The sequence below is a fragment of the Mesorhizobium sangaii genome, from assembly GCF_014207355.1.
Taxonomy (GTDB): Bacteria; Pseudomonadota; Alphaproteobacteria; order Rhizobiales; family Rhizobiaceae; genus Mesorhizobium; species Mesorhizobium sangaii.
Genome location: NZ_JACHEF010000003.1, coordinates 367,337 through 385,966, shown reverse-complemented (window position 1 = coordinate 385,966; position 18,630 = coordinate 367,337). Strand labels below are relative to the sequence as shown.

The window sequence follows — 18,630 nt, the reverse complement described above, 5'->3', positions numbered from 1 at the left end:
TTGTCAGGCTAACGATGTTCCAGACTGGAAATTCTATCCGGCCCGAGCGGCGTTGCGCGCACGCATCTGTTCGAGAACATGCCGGCCGGAACCCTCGACATGGCGGGAAATGAGGTCGGCGGCCTTGTCTGCCTCTCCCGCCTTCACGAGTGCGATGAGTTCGCGGTGCTCGCGAAGGATTGCGGCCCGCCGTGCGAGCGTGAAATTGAAACGCCGGCTCACGGCTCGCAGCACTTCGCGATGCTTCCACCAGAGCTCGGCGGCATGGCGGTTGTAATGCCGCTGGTACATCACGGTGTGAAAGGCGGTATCCAGTTCACTGTGCCTGTACGTGTCGGCAAAGTTGTTCTCTTCAATCAGGCCTTGGATACGTTCGAGTTCGGCAATGTCTTCGACGGTCGCCATATTCACAAACCATCGCGTCAGGGCTGGCTCGATCAGGACTCCGATCTCGTAGATATCCCGGACAAAATCCTGATCTATGGGCCGGACTCGCGCCCCGCGGTTGGCGACGAAGGTGACGAAGCCCTCCCCGCGCAACAGCTGCAGAGCCTCGCGCACGGGGTTGGTCGAGGTGCCGTGACGCCGGGCGAGATCGGTCACCACAAGCCGCTCGTTGGCGGCGAGCCGCCCCTCAATGATGTCTTCCCTGATCAGCTCATAAAGCGAGGCGCCCTCGCTGGAGGCTCCGATGGAGTCAATCCCCGCGGGTGGCTCTGCTTTAAAATCGCTAGTTTCGGCCAAGGCCGGCTCCCCAATTCAATACACACATTAATCGATATCACGCACGGTTTCTATAAACAATGTACGATTTATCGCGTTGACAGACAATCCGCGATCTGAAAACGTACAAAATGCTCGAAGGGATACACAGAACAGGACAACGTTCCGCGATCGAACGAGCAAAAGACCGCTTGCCTCGACGCAGAGCGGCATGGGAGAGAACCTGGAGGATACCTATGACGAGGATTACACTCGGTGGTGCCGTCCTGCGCGGCACCGTCTCCACTGCTTTAGTGGTATCGCTGTCCGCATCGGCGCTGGGTGCGCCGCCGGTCGATTTGAGCAAGTGGTCGCCGGAATATGTGCGTTCCATCGCGGGCACACAGGATTTTGATACGGCCGCCGATTGCGGCAAAGTCACCCCGCTCGACTACAAGGGGCGACTGACTTTCTGGTATCAGGGCGTGTTCGAGGGCGATCCCGACCTGCTGCGCCAGTACTACAAGGAATTCTTCGAGACCTTCCGCAAGACCTATCCGAACATCCAGCTCGAGGAACAAGCCCTCACCTACAACGACCTTCTCGACAAGTTCCGCACGGCGCTCCTGGGCAATGCCGCGCCGATGGCGGTCCGCCTGCAAATTCTGGGTGGTACCGAGTTCGCCGCAAAGGGGTATCTGCAGCCGCTCAAGCCCGAGGATGTGGGCTATTCGACCGAGGATTTCTGGCCCGGCGCCATGAAGGCGGTGACCTGGGACGGGGTAACCTACGGCATTCCGACCAACAACGAGACGATGGCGTTCATCTGGAACGCCGACATCTTCAAGCGTGCGGGCCTCGATCCGGACAAGGCTCCGGCGACCTGGGATGACGTGGTCAAGTATTCCAAGCAAATCCACGACAAGCTCGGCATTTCCGGCTACGGCCTCGTGGCTCGCAAGAATGCCGGCAACACGCCATACCGCTTCATGCCGCAACTGTGGGCCTATGGCGGCGGCGTCTTCGACGAAGCCACTGCAAACCCGACCTATAAGGAGGTCGAACTCAATAGTCCGCAGAGCAAGGCGGCGCTGCAAGCCTCGTACAATATGTATGTTCGCGACAAGTCGGTCCCGGTTTCGGCGCTCACCAACCAGCAGGCCGATAACCAGCCGCTGTTCCTAGCCGGCCAACTGGGCATGATGGTCTCGCACCCGTCCGATTACAACGTCATGCTAGACCTGCAGAAAAAAGCGACGGGGACCGACAAGGACAAGGCGCAGACCGTCATCGACAACATGCGCTACGGGCTGATTCCGACTGGCCCAGACGGCAAGCGCGCCGTTGTGTTCGGCGGCTCGAATATTCACATCCTGAAGCCCGAATATGTCGAGGGCGGCAAGGTGGACGAGCCGGCTGCAAAGGCCATCATCTGCATGTGGACGAGCCCTGAATGGTCGCTGAAGATGGCATACGCCGGATCGAACCCCGGCAACCTCAACGGCTTCAAGACCAAATGGATGAAGGAACGCCTGGACAGCATCAAGTTCCTTGATGTCACGACGTCGATGCTGCCATACGGCATCCCGTTTCCAGCACTGCCGCAGTCACCCGAGATCATGAACATCATCGTCCCGGACATGCTGCAGAACGCCCTGACCGGAGCGATGACCGTCGACCAGGCAGCGGACGACGCGGCCGAAAAGGTGAAGAGCCTGGTAGAGGGCAAACTCTAGTTTGAACCTGACTTACGATCCGACCGGCCGCACCAACGGTGCAGCCGGTTCGTTCCAAAGAAAATAAGGGCGCGCCACAGTGACGATCGTGACCGGTAAGGCCGAGGCTCGCCGAAGATTGCAATCCGGTTGGTCCGGCGTGCTGTGGAAGATGTGGGAACATCGCGCCGACTACGCGTACGTGCTCCCGGCGATCGCCGTAATGCTCATCGTCATCGCCTATCCGATCTATTACACAATCGAGCTGTCGTTTTTTAAGACGCCGCCTGGCCTGCAGCTGCGCGACAAGATCTACGTCGGCTTCGACAACTACACGAACATCCTCACCAGTCCGGTGTTCTGGAAAGTCACCTGGAACACGATGATCTGGACACTGGCATCGACCTTCATCTCCTTCGTCCTGGGGTTTGGCTCCGCGCTGGCGCTCCACCGCGACTTTATCGGCCGTGGCGTCCTGCGCGCTATCCTGATCATTCCCTGGGTTATCAGCGCCGTCGCCGCCTCCTACATCTGGAAGTGGATCTACCATTCGGATTTCGGGGTCATCGGTGCGGTGCTGGTCGGTCTCGGTTGGGCCGACCGGCCGCCGAATTTCATCGACAACGTCAGCACGGTGCTGCCCTCCCTGATCGTCGTCAACATCTGGCGTGAGTTTCCGTTTGCCATGATCATGATGATGGCCGGCCTGCAGACAGTCCCCGAACAGCTGCTGAGCGCCGCAAAAGTCGACGGCGCCAGTGCGTGGCAGCGCTTCTGGCACGTAACCTTCCCGCATCTGAGCAGCGTCTCGACGGTGACCATCCTGCTGCTCGCAGTGGCCAACTTCAATTCCTTCATCATCCCCTGGATCATGACCGGCGGCGGGCCGTCCAACGCATCGCATATCTGGATCACGCACATTTATGAGCTCGCCTTCGGACGACAGCTCTGGGGCGTGGCATCGGCCTATTCGGTGCTCCTGTTCCTCATCCTGATGACGCTGGGCTACTTCTATGTCCGTGCGCTAAGCGGCAACGAACGCAAAGAGGGGCGCGCATGAGCACGATTGCCGAGACAGCCCCTCGGCGTCAGACCCGTCGCCGCATGCGCGTCGACGGATGGCGGTGGGGCGGGCGCATCTTCCTTGTATTCATGCTGTTTTACACCGCGCTGCCGATGATCTGGATGCTGCTCACTTCGATCAAGTCCGGCTTTGCGGCGATGCAATTCCCGCCGCAATGGTGGCCAGATGAGCCCACCCTCGCCAGCTACCAGAAGCTGCTCGATCCGCAGAACAGCGTCGGCCAGGACTTCCTCCGCTTCTTCTGGAACAGCCTTTTCGTGTCGACCGCCACGACGATCCTTTCGGTGATCGTGGCTGTCCCGGCGGCCTACGCGTTTTCGCGTTTCCGTTTTCCCGGCCGGAACTTCCTGTTCTTCGCCGTGCTGCTGCGCAACATGTTCCCGGCGGTGATCTTTCTCGTGCCGCTGTTCATACTGATGCGCATGCTCGGGCTGGTGAACACGCATGGCTCGCTGATCCTCACCTATCTCACTTTCGGCCTGCCACTGGCGATCTGGCTGCTCAAGGGCTTCTACGACAACATCCCGGTGCAGCTCGAGCAGGCGGCGCGGATCGACGGGGCAACGCGGTTCCAGGCCTTCATCCTGATCGTGATGCCGCTTTCGACGCCGGGAATCATCGCCACAGCGATCTATTCCTTCATCGGCGCGTGGAACGAGTACATCTACGCCTACACCTTCCTCTCCAAGAACGAGCAGTTGACCCTGCCGGTCGGCATCCAGCGCTTCTTCTCGGAAAACACGACGGACTTTCCGGGCCTGATGGCGGCCAGCTTTATGATGAGCGTGCCCGTCGTCGTGCTGTTCCTCGTCCTGCAACGATACTTCGTACGCGCCCTTACAGAAGGCGCGGTCAAACACTAGGGAGTTGCCGATGGCCCACGTGGTCCTCAAAGATCTCGTCAAGACCTATGGCGGCTTCAAAGCTGTCAACAATGTTTCGCTGACGGTCAATGACGGCGAGTTCGTTGCGCTCGTCGGTCCTTCAGGCTGCGGCAAGACAACCACGCTCAATCTCGTCGCCGGGCTGATCCCGATCACGTCGGGCGACATCGTCATCGGCGACCGGGTGGTCAACGACCTCGACCCCAAGGACCGGGACATCGCGATGGTGTTCCAGAACTACGCGCTCTATCCGCAGAAATCGGTCTATAAGAACCTGGCGTTCCCGCTGCAGATGCGAAAACTGCCCAGGGACGAGATCGACAAGAAGGTCAAGGACGCGGCGCGAGTGCTCGACATGACGCACCTGCTCGAGCGCAAGCCGCGCGAACTTTCCGGTGGGCAGCAGCAGCGTGTAGCCCTGGGCCGTGCCCTCGTCCGCGACCCGGCCGTGTTCCTCATGGACGAGCCGCTCTCCAACCTCGATGCCAAGCTGCGCGTGCAGATGCGGTCGGAGATCAAGCGTTTCCACCAGGACCTCAAGGCGACGATCATCTATGTGACGCACGACCAGCTCGAAGCCGTGACCATGGCCGACAAGATGGCGGTGATGAATGGGGGCTTCCTGCAGCAATACGATTCACCGGCGCAGGTCTTTGCCCATCCGATGAACATGTTCGTCGCAAGCTTCATCGGCAGCCCGGCGATGAGCCTTATTCCGCTGCAGGCATCGACAGCGAACGGCAACACCGTGCTGACCAGCGCGGAGGGCTGGACCCTCAAGCTCTCGCCGCGCAACGCCCGGAAAGTCGCGGGGGCAACGACCAAGAAAGTCGTGCTCGGCGCGCGTCACTCGACGATCAAGCTCCACAAGAGCGCGGTACCTGGCAGCATCCCGGCAAAGGCCTACACGGTGGAACCGACCGGAGACGTCACCTTCGTTCAGGCGTTCCTGTCCGGCGCCATCGTCAATGTCAGCGTGCCGCCGACCATTACCGTCGCGCCCGACGAGCAGATCTGGCTCGAGTTCGACCAGGAGCGCATGCATCTGTTCGACGGCGAAACTGAAATGGCCCTGAAGGCCGATTGAGACCGGGCGGATGCCTGTGGAACATGGGCGTGGATGACAACGAAGCTTAAGATCACCGCGATCAAGCCCTATCCGGCGTGGGTGGGAACGCGCAACCAGATGCTCGTCAAGGTCGAGACCGACCATGGCATTTTCGGCTGGGGCGAGAGTGGCTTGAGCGGCCGCGAGAGGGCCGTGGCCGGCGCGGTCGAGCACTATCGTGAGTTTCTCATCGGCCGCGATCCCATGCAGATCGGGCGGATCTGGCAGGAAGTCTATCGCAGCCAGTACTTCGAAGGCGGGCGCGTTCTGCAGGCGGCGATTTCCGCCATCGACATCGCCCTTCACGACATCAAGGGCAAGGCGCTGGGAGTGCCGGTCTACCAACTGCTCGGCGGCAAGCAGCGCGACCGCATCCCCACCTTCGCCTCGACCGGAGACGAGGCCGAGGGCGATGTTGCCATCGAACGAGCCCGCGAACTGCGCGAACAGGGGTGGCAGGCGATCCGCTTCTTCCCCGTCGGGCAAAGCAGCAGGGACATCTTCGAGCCCCGCGAGTCGATCGGCGTTACCGCGAGCATGTTGAACAAGGCGCGCGAAACGCTGGGCGACGACGTCGTCCTCGGCATCGACTATCACCATCGGCTGTCGGTGGCAGAGGCGGCGAGCTTCTGCAACAAGCTCGGCCGTGGCGTGCTTGATTTCCTTGAGGAGCCGATACGCGACGAGACACCGGAGGCCTACGAATCCCTGCGGACGATGACCGACATCCCCTTTGCCATCGGCGAGGAATTTGCCAGCAAGTGGCAATTCCTTCCCTACATCGAGCGCGGCATCCATCAGTTCAACCGGCTCGATATCTGCAATGTCGGCGGGTTCACCGAGGCGATGAAAGTCGCTGGCTGGAGCGAGGCGCACTATGTGGACCTGATGCCGCACAATCCCCTTGGCCCAGTGTGCACAGCCGCAACCGTGCATCTCGCTGCCGCTGTACCCAACTTCGCGTGGCTCGAGACCCGGGCGCCCGAAAGAAAGCTGGGCTTCAACAATTCCGACTTCTTCCCTGTGCAGCCACAGCTCGACGGCCCCGATTATCCGGTCAGCGATCTGCCGGGGCTTGGCGTCGAGGTCAACGAAGAGGCAGTCCAGGCGGAGAGCTTTCGTTTTTGGGAAGCGCCTCACCTTAAGCGCCGCGACGGTTCTGTTACGAACTGGTAGTTCCATCCACCGGAGTCTAAAATGACGCATACCCCCGACATTACGCGACCGCCTAAAGACCTGATCGACGCGCTAAGGGAAATCGGCGCCGCCACGGTTGCCGGCACGCTTGGCCATATGGGCTTCCGCAATCCGCACATGGTTGGTCCCGTGCCGCAAAACCACGGGAAGTCGATCGTCGGGCCGGCGCTGACGCTGCAGTTCCTGCCGCAGCGGCCGGACCTCTTCAACGAGGGAGAATATGCCGATCCGGAGACGCAATTGCACCGGCACGTGCTCTATCACGCGCAGGAGGGCGACGTAGTGGTGGTCGACGCGCGCGGCGACATGAGCTCGGGCGTCTTCGGCGATATGATGTCGACGTATTTCAAGGGCAGAGGCGGCGCGGGCATCGTCATCGATGGATGCATGCGCGACCGGCCCAATGTCGAAAAGCTCGATCTGCCGCTATGGCTGCGCGGCTGGACGCCAAATTATCATGTACAGACCAGCATCTATCCCAATGCCGTCAACGTTCCGATTGCCTGTGGCGGTGTCACGGTGATCCCCGGCGACATCATCGTCGCCGACGACGACGGGGTGGTGGTGCTTCCCGTCGCAATGGCCGCTAAAGTGATCGATGAATCACAGAAGCATCACGATTGGGAGGAGTTCTCGCGAGCGAAGCTCATGGAGGGCGGGTCGTTGCAACGCTATTATCCGCTGCATGACGATGCCCGCGGGGAGTACGAGGCGTGGCGCAAAACCAACCGCTTGCAGAACCCCAGTTAGCGCATGGATTGCCTGCGGTGGGCAGTTGACCTTCTGGCGGTAGCGCTGGCGCAACAACCGAGAGTCGAATTTCGCCGTCAGGCGTCTGGCTTCGATCTGCCAGCTGGGATTAGCGCGATCCAACCCCGGAAGTCCGCCGAATGTCGCGCCAAATTGGCGACACCAATGAAGCGGCGGCGCTAGGCGTGGTGACAGTCTCCTGGCTACCAAAATGGCGTGCTGGCAGCGGGCGGTCGGCGCTTCGCTCTTGGTCTGATTCACAACCCACTTCAATGATTCCGACCAGTGCGCGAACAAATTCGACCATATCGTTTGCCGTGATGGCTGCCTTGTCGGGACTTTGCCCAACGTTCTCGGCAGCTTCGCAACATGAGCGGCGAATGAGATCGTAGTGTAGATCCCTTTCATCCTCCGGCAACGCGGCCAATTTCATCGCCCTGCGATGAATCAATCGCAGCAATTGTTCGAGAGCTGTTCCGACACTCATGCGTTTGCTCCGCATTGGTCGAGCGTCCCGCGGCTCCAAGGGCGCGCGTTGGAACGTCGATGAGGAGGGTGTTCCCCATCCCCATGGAGGAAAGGTGCATCAGAGCTGTTAATATATCGTTGCTGGCTAATATAAGACGATTCGGTCCATCGACCCGCAGGGGGGCGGAGACTGATCTTGTTGATGAAGGTAACGTTGCAAAATCCAGCCCGTCCAAACGCAACAGCTGTGGTACACGCGGATCGCCAAGCTAACTCGGCCCTGCAACGTGAGAATCCCATGCGAATAGTGTTGCGCACCCTTTTCCTCGGCCTCGCCGCAGCCAGTCTGTCGCCCGCCTGGGCCGCCGCCGGCGATTGCGGCGATGTTGTCGCCCTGGTGCAGCAGGCCTACCCAAGGCCAAGAGGAGCGTCGACGGCGCCTCGCTGACCCTCGAACCCCATATCAGCATCCCCCTGACGCTTACGGACTACGAAACCCCAATTGGCCTGGCCTGCAAGATCTGGCCTGCGCATGATGACCTGCTGCTGGTCGCGGTGCCGCTGATCGACAGCGCCGTTTCCAGCGATGACGGGCATGTTGGCGATATCGAGCTTCTGGTTGTCGACAGGAACAGCCTGGGCGTACGCCAGCGCCTGCTGCAGCCCGGCCTGATGACCGATGACGCCATCGCCATCCGCAAAGTCGAATTCGATACCGGTCGCTATCGGCTAGCACCCGATGTCTCCGCCTTTGGCCTGCGCATCGAACTGGCAACCCATTCGCAGGCCAATCCATTCAACGAAACCGGCCTGCGGCTCTATGCCGTCGCCGGCGATACCCTGCGCTTGGTGCTTGGCGGCCTTGCCGTGGTCGGCCATGGCGGCGAAGGCGACGCCAGTTGCGCCGGATCCTTTCATTCCAGCCAGGTCAGCCTGACGATGGGCGCGGCGAGCCACCACGGCTATCACGACATCACAGCGGTCGAGCAGACGGGTACCGACGAACCCTTGCCCGACAAGGATGGCGAGTGCCAGTCTCATCCCGGCAAGTCTGTGAAGCGGACCTACCGGCTGCGCTACGACGGCAGCCTCTATCCGGTTCCGGCGGCGCTCAAGGCAATGGAGCCGTGAGAACGCCGCTCGCGTCGACAAGGCGTGCTTGCACGCGGCGGGCCGTCGCGCGATAGATGTGTTGCTTCGGGAGGATTCATGCGGAAAATCTTGGCATCGGCATTGCTGCTGGCGGTCGCGTCATTTGCACACCCCGCCCTCGCGCTGGACAGCAGTGGCACGCCCGTCGTCGTGACGCCGCTGGCATCGCGCACGACGACCGCTTCCGGCCAGCCGATCACGCTGCCGCAGAAGAACGTGCAGGTTCTGGTGTCGACCTATGACATCGCGCCGAGTGCGACCTTGCCGGTCCACAGGCACCCCTTCCCGCGCTACGCCTATGTCCAGGCCGGGACGCTGAAGGTCACCAATGTCGAGACCGGCAACAGCAACACCTACAAGACCGGAGATTTCATCATCGAGATGATCGGCCAATGGCACCAAGCCACCAATATCGGCGACGGTCCGGTCAGGCTGCTGGTGATCGACCAGGTCGAGGAAGGCGCCAAGAACACGGAGTTGCGCCAGTAGCGGCCAAGGCCGACATCTCCGCCCAATGGCCGGCATAGCCCTGCCGTGCCACCGGATGGCAGCGCCCCCGCTCTAAGACTAGCCCCAGGCGCCGACCATCTGCCGTGTCGTGGCGTTCAGCCGATTGAAGGCATTGATCAGGGCGATCTGGATGACCAGGGCGGCAAGCGCCTTTTCGTCATAATACCGGGCGGCTTCGTCCCAGACATCGTCCGGCACCGCGTCGGGCCGGTCTGCGAGCCGTGTGCCAGCCTCGGCCAGCGCCAGGGCGGCGCGTTCGGCATCGGTGAAGTACGGCGTCTCCCGCCAAGCCGCGAGGGCGAAGATGCGCTCGTCCTTTTCGCCGGCCTTCTTCAACTCGCGCGCATGCATGTCGACGCAGAGGCTGCAGGCATTGATCTGGCTGGCGCGCAGATGGATGAGCTTGCGCGTCACGTAGGGCAATTAGGCCGCTTCGGTCGACCTGTCCAGCGCCAGCAGCGCCTGCAGGGATCCGGGAACGAGCACCACCGGATTCTTGATTCTTGCTTGCATGGTCTTCTCCTTTTTGAAGGGTTTCGTCAGGGCGTGTCTCGTCGGGCCCGGATGCCGCGCATCCAGCCTTTCTGAGTTCGGTTAGTGCAATTAATAACCATCCGGTTATGATTATTCCATAACCCAACGGTTATTTGACTGTCAAGCGCTGAGTTTGCCGTCTGGCCCAAATGGCCGCGCGCTGTTCACGCTTTCGCGCCAACCGGCCCGATGCTAGGGCTTGCGGCGACATCATCGATTGGATTGCCCCTTGACCAAAGAAACTCGCCTGCCGTTGATCGAAATCTGTGTCGAAGGCATTGACGGCCTGCTGGCCGCGCAGGCTGCCGGCGCCGACCGGGTCGAGCTGTGCGCCAGCCTCATTGAAGGCGGCATCACGCCGAGCCTCGGCACCGTGCGCGCCGCCCTCGACCAGGCGACCGTGCCGTTCCACGTCATGGTGCGGCCGCGCGGCGGCGATTTTCTTTACAGCGAAACCGAGTACGCCTCGATGCTCGCCGATGTCATGGCGCTGCGCGACCTCGGCGTACCTGGCGTGGTATTCGGCTGCCTGAACGCCGATGGCACCATCGACGAGGCGCGCATGAGTGAATTGACGCAAGCCGCCGGCTCCTTGAACGTGACCTGCCACCGTGCCTTCGACATGACCCGCGACCCCGCCGAGGCGCTCGAAGCGCTGATCCGCAGCAAGGTTGGCCGCGTGCTCACCAGCGGCCAGCGGGATACGGCGGTCGAGGGCATGTCGCTGTTGGCGGATCTGGTGCGACAGGCCGGCGACCGCATCGTCATCCTTGGCTGTGGCGGGCTTGATCTCGGCAACATTGCCGAAGTGCGCGGAAGGACCGGGTTGTCAGAAATGCATTTCGCCGCCCTCAAGGACGTGCCGAGCGCCATGGATTACCGCAACCCGCATGTCGGCATGGGTGGCTCCGACCTCGACCGCGAATACCGCAACACCTTGACCGACACAGACCTGGTGGCGGCCACCATTGCGGCTGCCAAGGCATGAGCGTAACCCCTGCCCCGATCAGCCTCGTATCGGCCGAAGACGAAGCGGCGATCCTCGCGCTCAACAACGAGCACGCAGCCGAACTGTCATGGCTGGAGCCCGAACGCCTGTCTTTCCTGCTCGGCGAGGCGTTCTACACGCGGCGCATTGGCGATCTCGAAGCCTTCATCATGACCTTCGACCAGGACGCCCGTTACGACAGCCCGAATTTCGTCTGGTTCCGCGAACGCTACCCCCGCTTCGTCTATGTCGACCGTGTCGTCGTGGCGGCGCAAGCGCGTGGCCGCGGCCATGCCCGCCGGCTCTATCAGGATCTGTTCGGCCACGTTGAGCGCGCCGGCCACATGCTGGTCACCTGCGAAGTCAACACCGACCCGCCGAACCCCGCCTCGGATGCCTTCCACGCCGCGCTTGGCTTCACTGAGGCCGGCGACGCCGTCATCCACGGCGGCAAGAAGGCGGTGCGCTACTACATCAGACGGATTTCCGTCTGATGCATCAGGCGAATCTAGCCTGATACTGGCAGATCACCGCCTGAACCTGCTGACGCTGGCCACACAAAGAAGCCGCAGCTAATATGAATGTTTCCGCCAAACGGAGGAAACGCGATGCCGAGCAACGTCTTCCGCTTCGACGAAAGCTGGCACATTCCCGAAGGCACGCCGCAGGAAGTGTGGGAGGTGCTCTCGGATGCCGAATTGCTGCCGCTATGGTGGGGCGACGTCTACAAGGAGGTGGTGCCGCTCGACAGGAAGGGCAAGGCGACCATCGGTTCGCGCGCAAAGGCAAGGGCTCGCGGCGCCCTGCCCTACGAGCTGAACTTCATCATCGAGGCTGCAGAGCTCGAACCCGGCCGGCTGGTGGTGGTGAAGACCCTTGGCGATTTCGACGGGCTGTGGCGGGCGGAATTGTCGCCCTCCGGCACCGGCACCCATGTGCAATTGACCTGGCAGGTCACGGTGCTGCGGCCGATCCTCAAATTCCTCGCACCGCTGCTGCGGCAGGCCTTCGCCTGGAACCATCGCTGGACGACGCCGCGCGGCGAAGCCGGCCTCAAGCGGTATCTGACGGAAAAGAAGCGCCGATCGGCTTAGCGCCGACAGGGCTGCGGCGCTACCAGTTGCGGTTGAGCCATTCCCGTGCCGGTCGCTCGATGACGTAGTAGCTGCAGAGCGCGCAGACAAAGACCCCGGCCAGCATCGGGATCGGCGCGCTGCCTTGCTCATAGACGAATTTGTAGAACGGCTGCTGCCACAGATACAGCGAGTACGACCACAGTCCGAGCGTCGCCATCGGCCAGGAGGACAGCAATCCGGTCAGATAGCGCGGGCTGAAATCGAGTGCGTTGACGGCCAGCGCCAGCAGCGGCACCGCGAAGAGATAGTGGATCGGCGTTGGCACCAGATCGAGGAACAACAGAACGGCGCAGACCGATGCCGCCAGCGCCACATGCTTGCCGATGAACACCGCCGGCAGCCGGCCATCGGCCTTGAGCAGGCAGATCGAGGCCGACAGCAGGATCGACGCGATATGCACATCGGTGCGCCAGTAGGTGGTTTCGTAGTCCATCCCGAACACCCAGTACGAAACCGCGCCGTTGGCCATGGCAAGCAAGGCCAGCGTCAGGAGCAGCACGACGACGCGAGAGCGGCTTGAGATAACGACGCTGATCAGCGCCAGGATGATATAGGCGTGCTCCTCGATGCAGAGCGACCAGATATGGTCGAGCGCTCCCGCCCGCGTGACGAGGATGCCGGCATAATTGTAGGTGAATGTCAGCGCGGTCAGCGCCGCCTTCCATTTGAAGGCGATGAATGTGCCGGAGAGCGCAATCATGGCGACGACCACGAAGACCAGAAGTGCTGGATAAATGCGCGAGAAACGGCGCTTGAAGAATTTCTTCAGCGGGTAGCGCTCGATGAACAGGATCTCGCCCATCAGCCGGCCGCTGAGCACGAAGAAGAACTCGACGCCCAGCACGCCGAGATTGATCCCGGGAACGGGAAAGAAATGGCCGATCAGCACCAGGGCAATCGACAGGCCGCGCCAGCCATCTAGATAGGCCAGTCTTGTTCTGACCGCTCTGTCGGCGACGGATCGGGACGGAACGACATGCGTCGCGGAGATGTCGGTCATGCCGGCTCCCTTCGCATTGAAATATGCGAAAGGGGTCGCAGTTCGTAATGAACATTCCGAACCCGGCTCGCGTTTGATCACCGGCATATTGCAGTGCAATATCGCTTTGTGCAAGTGCGAGATTGCCACATGCGAAAAGGGGCCACATGGGCCCCTTCACGCAACAGTATCCGCAGGGCGTCAGGCGTTGGCGGCAGCCACGGCGCGCTTTGCCATCACCGCGATCAGATTGGCGCGGTAATCGGCCGAGGCGTGGATATCGGTCATCAAATTCTTCGCCGGCACCTTCACGCCTTCGAGCGCCGAGGCGGCGAAATTCTTGGCCAGTGCCGCCTCGATCTCCTTCGAACGGAAGACGCCGTCGTCGCCGGCGCCGGTGACGGCGACGCTGACGCCATCCTTGCCCTTGGCCACGAACACGCCGACGATCGCATAGCGCGATGCCGGGTTGCGGAATTTTTCATAGGCCGCCTTAGCCGGCGCCGTGAAGGTGACGGCGGTAACGATCTCGCCTTCCTTCAGCGACGTCTCGAACAGGCCCATGAAGAACTTGTCGGCTGCGATCTGGCGCTTGTTGGTGACGATGGTGGCGCCGAGCGCCAGCAGCGCCGCCGGATAGTCGGCCGCCGGATCGTTGTTGGCGATCGAGCCGCCGATCGTTCCCCGGTGGCGCACCGCCGGATCGCCGATCAGCGACGCCAGATGGACAAGCGCCGGGCAGGCCTTCTTCAGCTTCTCGTCATTGGCAACGTCGAAATGCGTGGTTGCGGCACCGATGGTGACCGTCTTGCCCGACACCTTGACACCCTGCAGTTCCTTGATCTTCGACAGGTCGACAAGGTCGGATGGCGCGGCAAGCCGTGTCTTCATCGCCGGGATCAGCGTCATGCCGCCAGAAAGCAGCTTCGCATCGCCCGCCTTGACCAGCTTGGCGGCGTCGGCGACCGAGGCGGCGCGGTGATAGTTGACCGAATACATGCTCGTTCCTCCTCAGTGTTTAGTCGTCGCGCGGATTGCTGCCCACACTGTGGACGGCGATGCCGGCATGGCAAGATCGTTGCTGCCGATGGCGTCGGTGATGGCGTTGATCACCGCCGGCGGCGAGCCGATGGCGCCGGCCTCGCCGCAGCCCTTGATGCCGAGCGGATTGCCCGGGCATGGCGTGTTCGAGGTCGAGACCTTGAACGACGGCAGGTCGCCGGCCCGCGGCATCGTGTAGTCCATGTAGCTCGCGGTCAGCAGCTGGCCGCCATTGTCATAGTGGGCGCCTTCGAGCAGCGCCTGGCCGATACCTTGCGCCAGCCCGCCATGCACCTGGCCCTCGACGATCATCGGATTGATGATGTTGCCGAAATCATCGGCGGCCACGAACTGGATGATCTCGGTCATGCCGGTTTCCGGATCGACCTCGACCTCGCAGATGTAGCAGCCCGCCGGGAAGGTGAAATTCGACGGATCATAAAACGCCGTTTCCTTCAGCCCGGGCTCCATGCCGCCCGGCAGATTGTGGGCGGTGTAGGCGGCGAGCGCCATCTGGAACCATGGCACGTTCTTGTCGGTGCCGGCGACCTTCAGCGCGCCGTTCTCGATGACGATGTCGCCCTCGTCCGCCTCGAGCAAATGGGCGGCGATCTTCTTGGCCTTGGCCTCGACCTTGTCGAGCGCCTTGACGATGGCCGACATGCCGACAGCACCCGAGCGCGAGCCATAGGTGCCCATGCCCATCTGCACCTTGTCGGTGTCGCCATGGACGATCGAGACAGAATCGAGCGGCACGCCGAAGCGCTCGTTGACCAGTTGCGCGAAGGTCGTCTCATGGCCCTGGCCATGGCTGTGCGAGCCGGTCAGCACCTCGATCGTGCCGACGGCATTGACCCGCACCTCCGCCGATTCCCACAAGCCGACGCCGGCACCAAGACTGCCGACAGCCGCCGACGGCGCGATGCCGCAGGCCTCGATGTAGCAGCTCATGCCGATGCCGCGCAGCAGCCCCTTCTTGGCTGCGGCAGCCTTGCGCTTGGCAAAGCCGGCATAGTCCGACGCCTTCATCGCCGCGTCGAGCGAAGCGGCATAGTCGCCGGCGTCGTAGCACATGATGACCGGCGTCTGGTGCGGGAACGAGGTGATGAAGTTCTTGCGGCGTAACTCGGCGGGTGAGACGCCGAATTGGCGCGCGGCGGTCTCCATCATGCGTTCCATGACAAAGGTTGCTTCCGGCCGCCCTGCGCCGCGATAGGCATCGACGGGTGCTGTGTTGGTGTAGATCGCCTTCACATTGGCGTGGATGGCCGGGATGTTGTACTGGCCCGACAGCAGCGTCGCATAGAGGTAGGTCGGCGTCGCCGACGAGAACAGCGACATGTAGGCGCCAAGGTTGGCCTTGGTTTCGACCTTCAGGCCAAGGATCTTGTGATCGCTGTCGAAAGCCATTTCGGCATGAGTGTGATGGTCGCGGCCATGCGCGTCGGTCAGAAAACTCTCGGTGCGGTCGGCCACCCATTTGACCGGCACCCCGGTCTTCTTCGATGCCCACAGGCAGACGATCTCTTCGGGATAGATGTAGATCTTCGAGCCGAAGCCGCCGCCGACATCGGGCGCTATGACGCGCAGCTTGTTTTCCGGCGCGACATTGTAGAAGGCGCTCATCACCAGCCGCGCCACATGCGGGTTCTGTGACGTCGTCCAGCAGGTGTAGTGGTCCTCGGCCTTGTCGTAGTGGCCAAGAGCCGCGCGCGGCTCCATGGCGTTGGGCACGAGGCGATTGTTGATGATATCCATCTTGACGACATGGGCCGCCTTCTTGAACGCCGCGGCCGTCTCGTCGGCATTGCCGATGTCCCAGTCGAAGATCAGATTGTTGTCGGCCTCGGGGTGGATCTGCGGCGCGCCCTTGTCCATCGCCTTCGAGGCATCGACGACGGCCTTCAGTTCCTTGTAGGTGATCTCGACCGCTTCGGCGGCATCACGCGCCTGCCCCTTGGTCTCGGCCACGACGATGACGACGGCATCGCCGACGTAGCGGACCCGGTCGAAAGCGAGTGGCGACCACGCCCCCATCTTCATCGGCGAGCCATCCTTGGAGTGGATCATCCAGCCACAGATGAGGTTGCCGATGCCGTCGGCCTTGAGCTCCTTGCCGGTCAGCACGCCGATGACGCCGGGCATGGCTTGAGCCTTTTTGACGTCGATCTTCTTGATCTGCGCATGCGCGTGCGGGCTGCGCACGAAGGCTGCGTGCTTCATGCCGGGAACCACCATGTCGTCGACATAACGGCCGGCGCCGGTGATGAATCGTTTGTCTTCCTTGCGCGCGACCCGAGCGCCAACGCCTTCAATGCCCATCAGAAATTCCTCCCGAAATGCTGAAATAGCGAATAGTGAGTAGCAAATAGCGGGTAGTGAAGGTGAGTTGGCGTTTCGTCAGACTGCTGACTATCCGCTACTCCCTGTTCGCTACTCGCTTCCTTCTCACGCCGCTTGCCTGGCCTTGCCCTTCGACCCCTTGGACATCGTCTTCGATGCGGCAAGGATCGCCTTTACGATGTTGTGGTAGCCGGTGCAGCGGCAGATGTTGCCTTCGAGCTCTGTGCGCACCGTCGCTTCGTCGAGGCCTTCGGGGTGGCGGTTGATCATGTCGGTCGCCGTCATGATCATGCCCGGCGTGCAGAAGCCGCACTGCAGCCCGTGATGTTCCCTGAAGGCGGCCTGCACCGGATGCAGATCGGCGCCGTTGGCCAGGCCCTCGATCGTCACCACGGTCGAGCCGGAGGCCTGTACCGCGAGCATCGAGCAGGATTTGACCGCCTTGCCGTCGACATGGACGACGCAGGCACCGCATTGCGAGGTGTCGCAACCGACATGCGTTCCGGTAAGGCCGAGATTTTCGCGCAGGAAGTGAACCAGAAGCGTTCGGTCCTCGGCAGCGCCGCTGACCCGTTTTCCGTTCACAATCAACGAAACGTCCGACATGCTTCCTCCCTGGGTATCAACCTTGGTCATCACGCTGCCGATGCGGTGTTGGCGCTTCGGCCATGCGTTATTCGTACACTGCACAATGGACAAAAAACAGCACGTCGCAAACTCGTTACATTGTACTTTCGGTCATGGGCCGAGCCCAAACGCGCGGCCCCGGTCGCCCATTGCCAAAACAGGGTTTGAGGGCAACAATGTTATCAGACGCCCGCGCGCCCGACGCGCATAAAACAGCGTCGGAGGAAATGCGGAGAACACCGCTGGCCAGTTCACGGACGCGCTATGCATGCGGCCTGTCGGCGCTCACCACTGATGAGCCCGACATGGACGCATTCGCCAAAGCGATCGCGTTGGAGGCCGCGGCAATCGACGCCGGCTTCGCGCTGCTGTTTTTTTCCCAGAGCCTCGTCGAGGCCGACACCCTTTCCCGGGCGCTGATGACCCACGCACCGGCGCTTCATCACGCGGGCTGCTCGACCGCCGGCGAGATCACGCCGCAGGGTCTCGAGGACGGCCACGTGCTCGCCATGCTGCTTCCGTCCGCCGCGTTCACCGCCGTCAGCGTGATGGTCGACAATCTGTCCTCGTCGGGCATGGACAGGATCACCAGCGAGGTCGAGGCCTTGCGGCGGTCGCTGCGCGCGCGCCTGGGTTGCGACCGCACCAAAGGCACCTTCGCGCTCTGCTTCATCGACGGGCTCTCCTATGCCGAGGAAGCCGTGAGTTCGGCCATCCATTGGGGCCTCGACGACATACCGCTGCTCGGCGGCTCGGCCGGCGACGACCTGAAGTTCGAGACGACGCGCCTGATCTCGAACGGCAACGTCACCTCCGACAGCGCCATCATCGTGCTGATCGCCACCGAAATCCCTTTCCACGTCTTCAAGACCGACAACTTCGTTCCCACCGATGAAAAGCTGGTGGTGACGGCGGCCGATCCCGATCACCGCATCGTGCGCGAGTTCAACGCCACCAATGCGGCGGAGGAATATGCCGCGTCCGTCGGCATCGTCGCGCAGACGCTGACCCCGCTGAGTTTCGCCTCGCATCCGGTGGTGGTGAAGGTGGGCGGCGAATATTACTGCAGGTCGATCCAGAAGATGCATCCCGATGGCTCGCTGTCGTTCTTCTGCGCCATAGACGACGGGGTCGTGCTGTCGATCGCCCAACCCAAGGACATGGTCGAATCGACGCGCGCCGCGCTCAGGGATGTCGAGGAGCGGCTTGGCGGCATCGACATGATTCTCGGCTTCGACTGCGTGCTGCGCCGGCTGGATGCACGCAACCGCCAGGTGTTTCGCGATATCTCGGAGCTCTACCGGGTCAACAATGTCATCGGCTTCGGCACCTATGGCGAACAATACCGGTCGATGCATTTGAACCAGACCTTCACCGGCATCGCCTTTGGCGAACGACAGGCGGCGGAATAA

General features: G+C 61.9%; 18 protein-coding genes and 1 pseudogene. 12 read left to right on the top strand and 7 right to left on the bottom strand.

Annotation, left to right across the window (positions count from 1 at the left end; all coding sequences use genetic code 11):
* Positions 1–33 precede the first annotated feature (33 nt).
* Positions 34–744 carry a GntR family transcriptional regulator gene (locus tag HNQ71_RS16920; RefSeq protein WP_184873684.1) on the bottom strand — a complete coding sequence of 237 codons (711 nt, stop codon included), beginning with the start codon at positions 742–744 and terminating at the stop codon, positions 34–36.
* Positions 745–959: 215 nt separating this feature from the next.
* Between HNQ71_RS16920 and HNQ71_RS16915 the strand changes: the two genes are divergently transcribed.
* From HNQ71_RS16915 to HNQ71_RS16890, 6 genes are all read left to right on the top strand, one after another.
* Entirely contained in the window at positions 960–2,438 is a 1,479-nt protein-coding gene (locus HNQ71_RS16915) for an ABC transporter substrate-binding protein (protein ID WP_184873683.1), read from the top strand.
* Between the two features lie 79 nt (positions 2,439–2,517).
* Complete coding sequence (locus HNQ71_RS16910) at positions 2,518–3,477, top strand: ABC transporter permease subunit (protein WP_184873682.1); 960 nt, start codon at positions 2,518–2,520, stop codon at positions 3,475–3,477.
* Positions 3,474–4,364, top strand: a complete 891-nt coding sequence (locus tag HNQ71_RS16905) for a carbohydrate ABC transporter permease (RefSeq protein ID WP_184873681.1) — start codon at positions 3,474–3,476, stop codon at positions 4,362–4,364. Before HNQ71_RS16910 ends, HNQ71_RS16905 begins: the two co-directional genes overlap by 4 nt.
* A 10-nt stretch (positions 4,365–4,374) precedes the next feature.
* Complete coding sequence (locus HNQ71_RS16900; protein ID WP_184873680.1) at positions 4,375–5,472, top strand: ABC transporter ATP-binding protein; 1,098 nt, start codon at positions 4,375–4,377, stop codon at positions 5,470–5,472.
* 33 nt (positions 5,473–5,505) lie between these two features.
* On the top strand, positions 5,506–6,669 hold the full coding sequence (locus HNQ71_RS16895; RefSeq protein WP_184873679.1) for a mandelate racemase/muconate lactonizing enzyme family protein: 1,164 nt from the start codon (positions 5,506–5,508) through the stop codon (positions 6,667–6,669).
* A 21-nt stretch (positions 6,670–6,690) separates the two neighbouring features.
* Complete coding sequence (locus tag HNQ71_RS16890) at positions 6,691–7,440, top strand: ribonuclease activity regulator RraA (protein ID WP_184873678.1); 750 nt, start codon at positions 6,691–6,693, stop codon at positions 7,438–7,440.
* Between the two features lie 109 nt (positions 7,441–7,549).
* On the opposite strand, the gene HNQ71_RS16885 is transcribed toward HNQ71_RS16890, so the two are convergent.
* Positions 7,550–7,927, bottom strand: coding sequence for a hypothetical protein (locus HNQ71_RS16885; RefSeq protein WP_184873677.1), 378 nt, complete (start codon positions 7,925–7,927; stop codon positions 7,550–7,552).
* Between the two features lie 356 nt (positions 7,928–8,283).
* Here HNQ71_RS16885 and HNQ71_RS16880 point away from each other — a divergent pair, with 356 nt between their 5' ends.
* Positions 8,284–9,039: a PA3715 family protein gene (locus HNQ71_RS16880; RefSeq protein ID WP_246461607.1), complete on the top strand. Its 756-nt coding sequence runs from the start codon at positions 8,284–8,286 to the stop codon at positions 9,037–9,039.
* A gap of 78 nt (positions 9,040–9,117) precedes the next feature.
* Positions 9,118–9,549, top strand: a complete 432-nt coding sequence (locus HNQ71_RS16875) for a cupin domain-containing protein (protein ID WP_184873676.1) — start codon at positions 9,118–9,120, stop codon at positions 9,547–9,549.
* 78 nt (positions 9,550–9,627) lie between these two features.
* Here HNQ71_RS16875 and HNQ71_RS16870 read toward each other — a convergent pair.
* A pseudogene (locus HNQ71_RS16870) lies at positions 9,628–10,083 on the bottom strand (carboxymuconolactone decarboxylase family protein).
* 250 nt (positions 10,084–10,333) lie between these two features.
* Between HNQ71_RS16870 and HNQ71_RS16865 the strand changes: the two are divergent.
* From HNQ71_RS16865 to HNQ71_RS16855, 3 genes are all read left to right on the top strand, one after another.
* Positions 10,334–11,092, top strand: a complete 759-nt coding sequence (locus HNQ71_RS16865) for a copper homeostasis protein CutC (RefSeq protein WP_246461606.1) — start codon at positions 10,334–10,336, stop codon at positions 11,090–11,092.
* A complete protein-coding gene (locus HNQ71_RS16860; RefSeq protein WP_184873674.1) occupies positions 11,089–11,586 on the top strand; it encodes a GNAT family N-acetyltransferase in 498 nt (165 codons plus the stop codon). The genes HNQ71_RS16865 and HNQ71_RS16860 overlap by 4 nt, the downstream gene beginning before the upstream one ends.
* 114 nt (positions 11,587–11,700) lie before the next feature.
* Positions 11,701–12,186, top strand: a complete 486-nt coding sequence (locus tag HNQ71_RS16855; protein WP_184873673.1) for an SRPBCC family protein — start codon at positions 11,701–11,703, stop codon at positions 12,184–12,186.
* 19 nt (positions 12,187–12,205) lie between these two features.
* Here HNQ71_RS16855 and HNQ71_RS16850 read toward each other — a convergent pair whose 3' ends face one another.
* The 4 genes from HNQ71_RS16850 to HNQ71_RS16835 form a co-directional block, all read right to left on the bottom strand.
* Positions 12,206–13,228: an acyltransferase family protein gene (locus tag HNQ71_RS16850; RefSeq protein WP_184873672.1), complete on the bottom strand. Its 1,023-nt coding sequence runs from the start codon at positions 13,226–13,228 to the stop codon at positions 12,206–12,208.
* A gap of 180 nt (positions 13,229–13,408) precedes the next feature.
* The gene (locus HNQ71_RS16845) at positions 13,409–14,206 is read right to left on the bottom strand and encodes an FAD binding domain-containing protein (RefSeq protein ID WP_184873671.1); all 798 of its coding nucleotides are present in this window, start codon (positions 14,204–14,206) and stop codon (positions 13,409–13,411) included.
* A 12-nt stretch (positions 14,207–14,218) separates the two neighbouring features.
* Entirely contained in the window at positions 14,219–16,570 is a 2,352-nt protein-coding gene (locus tag HNQ71_RS16840; RefSeq protein WP_184873670.1) for a xanthine dehydrogenase family protein molybdopterin-binding subunit, read from the bottom strand.
* A gap of 126 nt (positions 16,571–16,696) precedes the next feature.
* The gene (locus HNQ71_RS16835; protein ID WP_184873669.1) at positions 16,697–17,197 is read right to left on the bottom strand and encodes a (2Fe-2S)-binding protein; all 501 of its coding nucleotides are present in this window, start codon (positions 17,195–17,197) and stop codon (positions 16,697–16,699) included.
* Between the two features lie 248 nt (positions 17,198–17,445).
* Between HNQ71_RS16835 and HNQ71_RS16830 the strand changes: the two genes are divergently transcribed.
* Positions 17,446–18,630 carry an FIST signal transduction protein gene (locus HNQ71_RS16830; RefSeq protein ID WP_184873668.1) on the top strand — a complete coding sequence of 395 codons (1,185 nt, stop codon included), beginning with the start codon at positions 17,446–17,448 and terminating at the stop codon, positions 18,628–18,630.

Excerpts from the sequence above, each read along its gene's own strand:
- HNQ71_RS16915 (WP_184873683.1), top strand. The coding sequence starts at position 960 with ATGACGAGGATTACACTCGGTGGTGCCGTCCTGCGCGGCACCGTCTCC.
- HNQ71_RS16905 (WP_184873681.1), top strand. The coding sequence starts at position 3,474 with ATGAGCACGATTGCCGAGACAGCCCCTCGGCGTCAGACCCGTCGCCGC.
- HNQ71_RS16900 (WP_184873680.1), top strand. The coding sequence starts at position 4,375 with ATGGCCCACGTGGTCCTCAAAGATCTCGTCAAGACCTATGGCGGCTTC.
- HNQ71_RS16895 (WP_184873679.1), top strand. The coding sequence starts at position 5,506 with ATGACAACGAAGCTTAAGATCACCGCGATCAAGCCCTATCCGGCGTGG.
- HNQ71_RS16890 (WP_184873678.1), top strand. The coding sequence starts at position 6,691 with ATGACGCATACCCCCGACATTACGCGACCGCCTAAAGACCTGATCGAC.
- HNQ71_RS16885 (WP_184873677.1), bottom strand. The coding sequence starts at position 7,927 with ATGAGTGTCGGAACAGCTCTCGAACAATTGCTGCGATTGATTCATCGC.
- HNQ71_RS16875 (WP_184873676.1), top strand. The coding sequence starts at position 9,118 with ATGCGGAAAATCTTGGCATCGGCATTGCTGCTGGCGGTCGCGTCATTT.
- HNQ71_RS16860 (WP_184873674.1), top strand. The coding sequence starts at position 11,089 with ATGAGCGTAACCCCTGCCCCGATCAGCCTCGTATCGGCCGAAGACGAA.
- HNQ71_RS16855 (WP_184873673.1), top strand. The coding sequence starts at position 11,701 with ATGCCGAGCAACGTCTTCCGCTTCGACGAAAGCTGGCACATTCCCGAA.
- HNQ71_RS16850 (WP_184873672.1), bottom strand. The coding sequence starts at position 13,228 with ATGACCGACATCTCCGCGACGCATGTCGTTCCGTCCCGATCCGTCGCC.
- HNQ71_RS16845 (WP_184873671.1), bottom strand. The coding sequence starts at position 14,206 with ATGTATTCGGTCAACTATCACCGCGCCGCCTCGGTCGCCGACGCCGCC.
- HNQ71_RS16840 (WP_184873670.1), bottom strand. The coding sequence starts at position 16,570 with ATGGGCATTGAAGGCGTTGGCGCTCGGGTCGCGCGCAAGGAAGACAAA.
- HNQ71_RS16835 (WP_184873669.1), bottom strand. The coding sequence starts at position 17,197 with ATGTCGGACGTTTCGTTGATTGTGAACGGAAAACGGGTCAGCGGCGCT.
- HNQ71_RS16830 (WP_184873668.1), top strand. The coding sequence starts at position 17,446 with ATGCGGAGAACACCGCTGGCCAGTTCACGGACGCGCTATGCATGCGGC.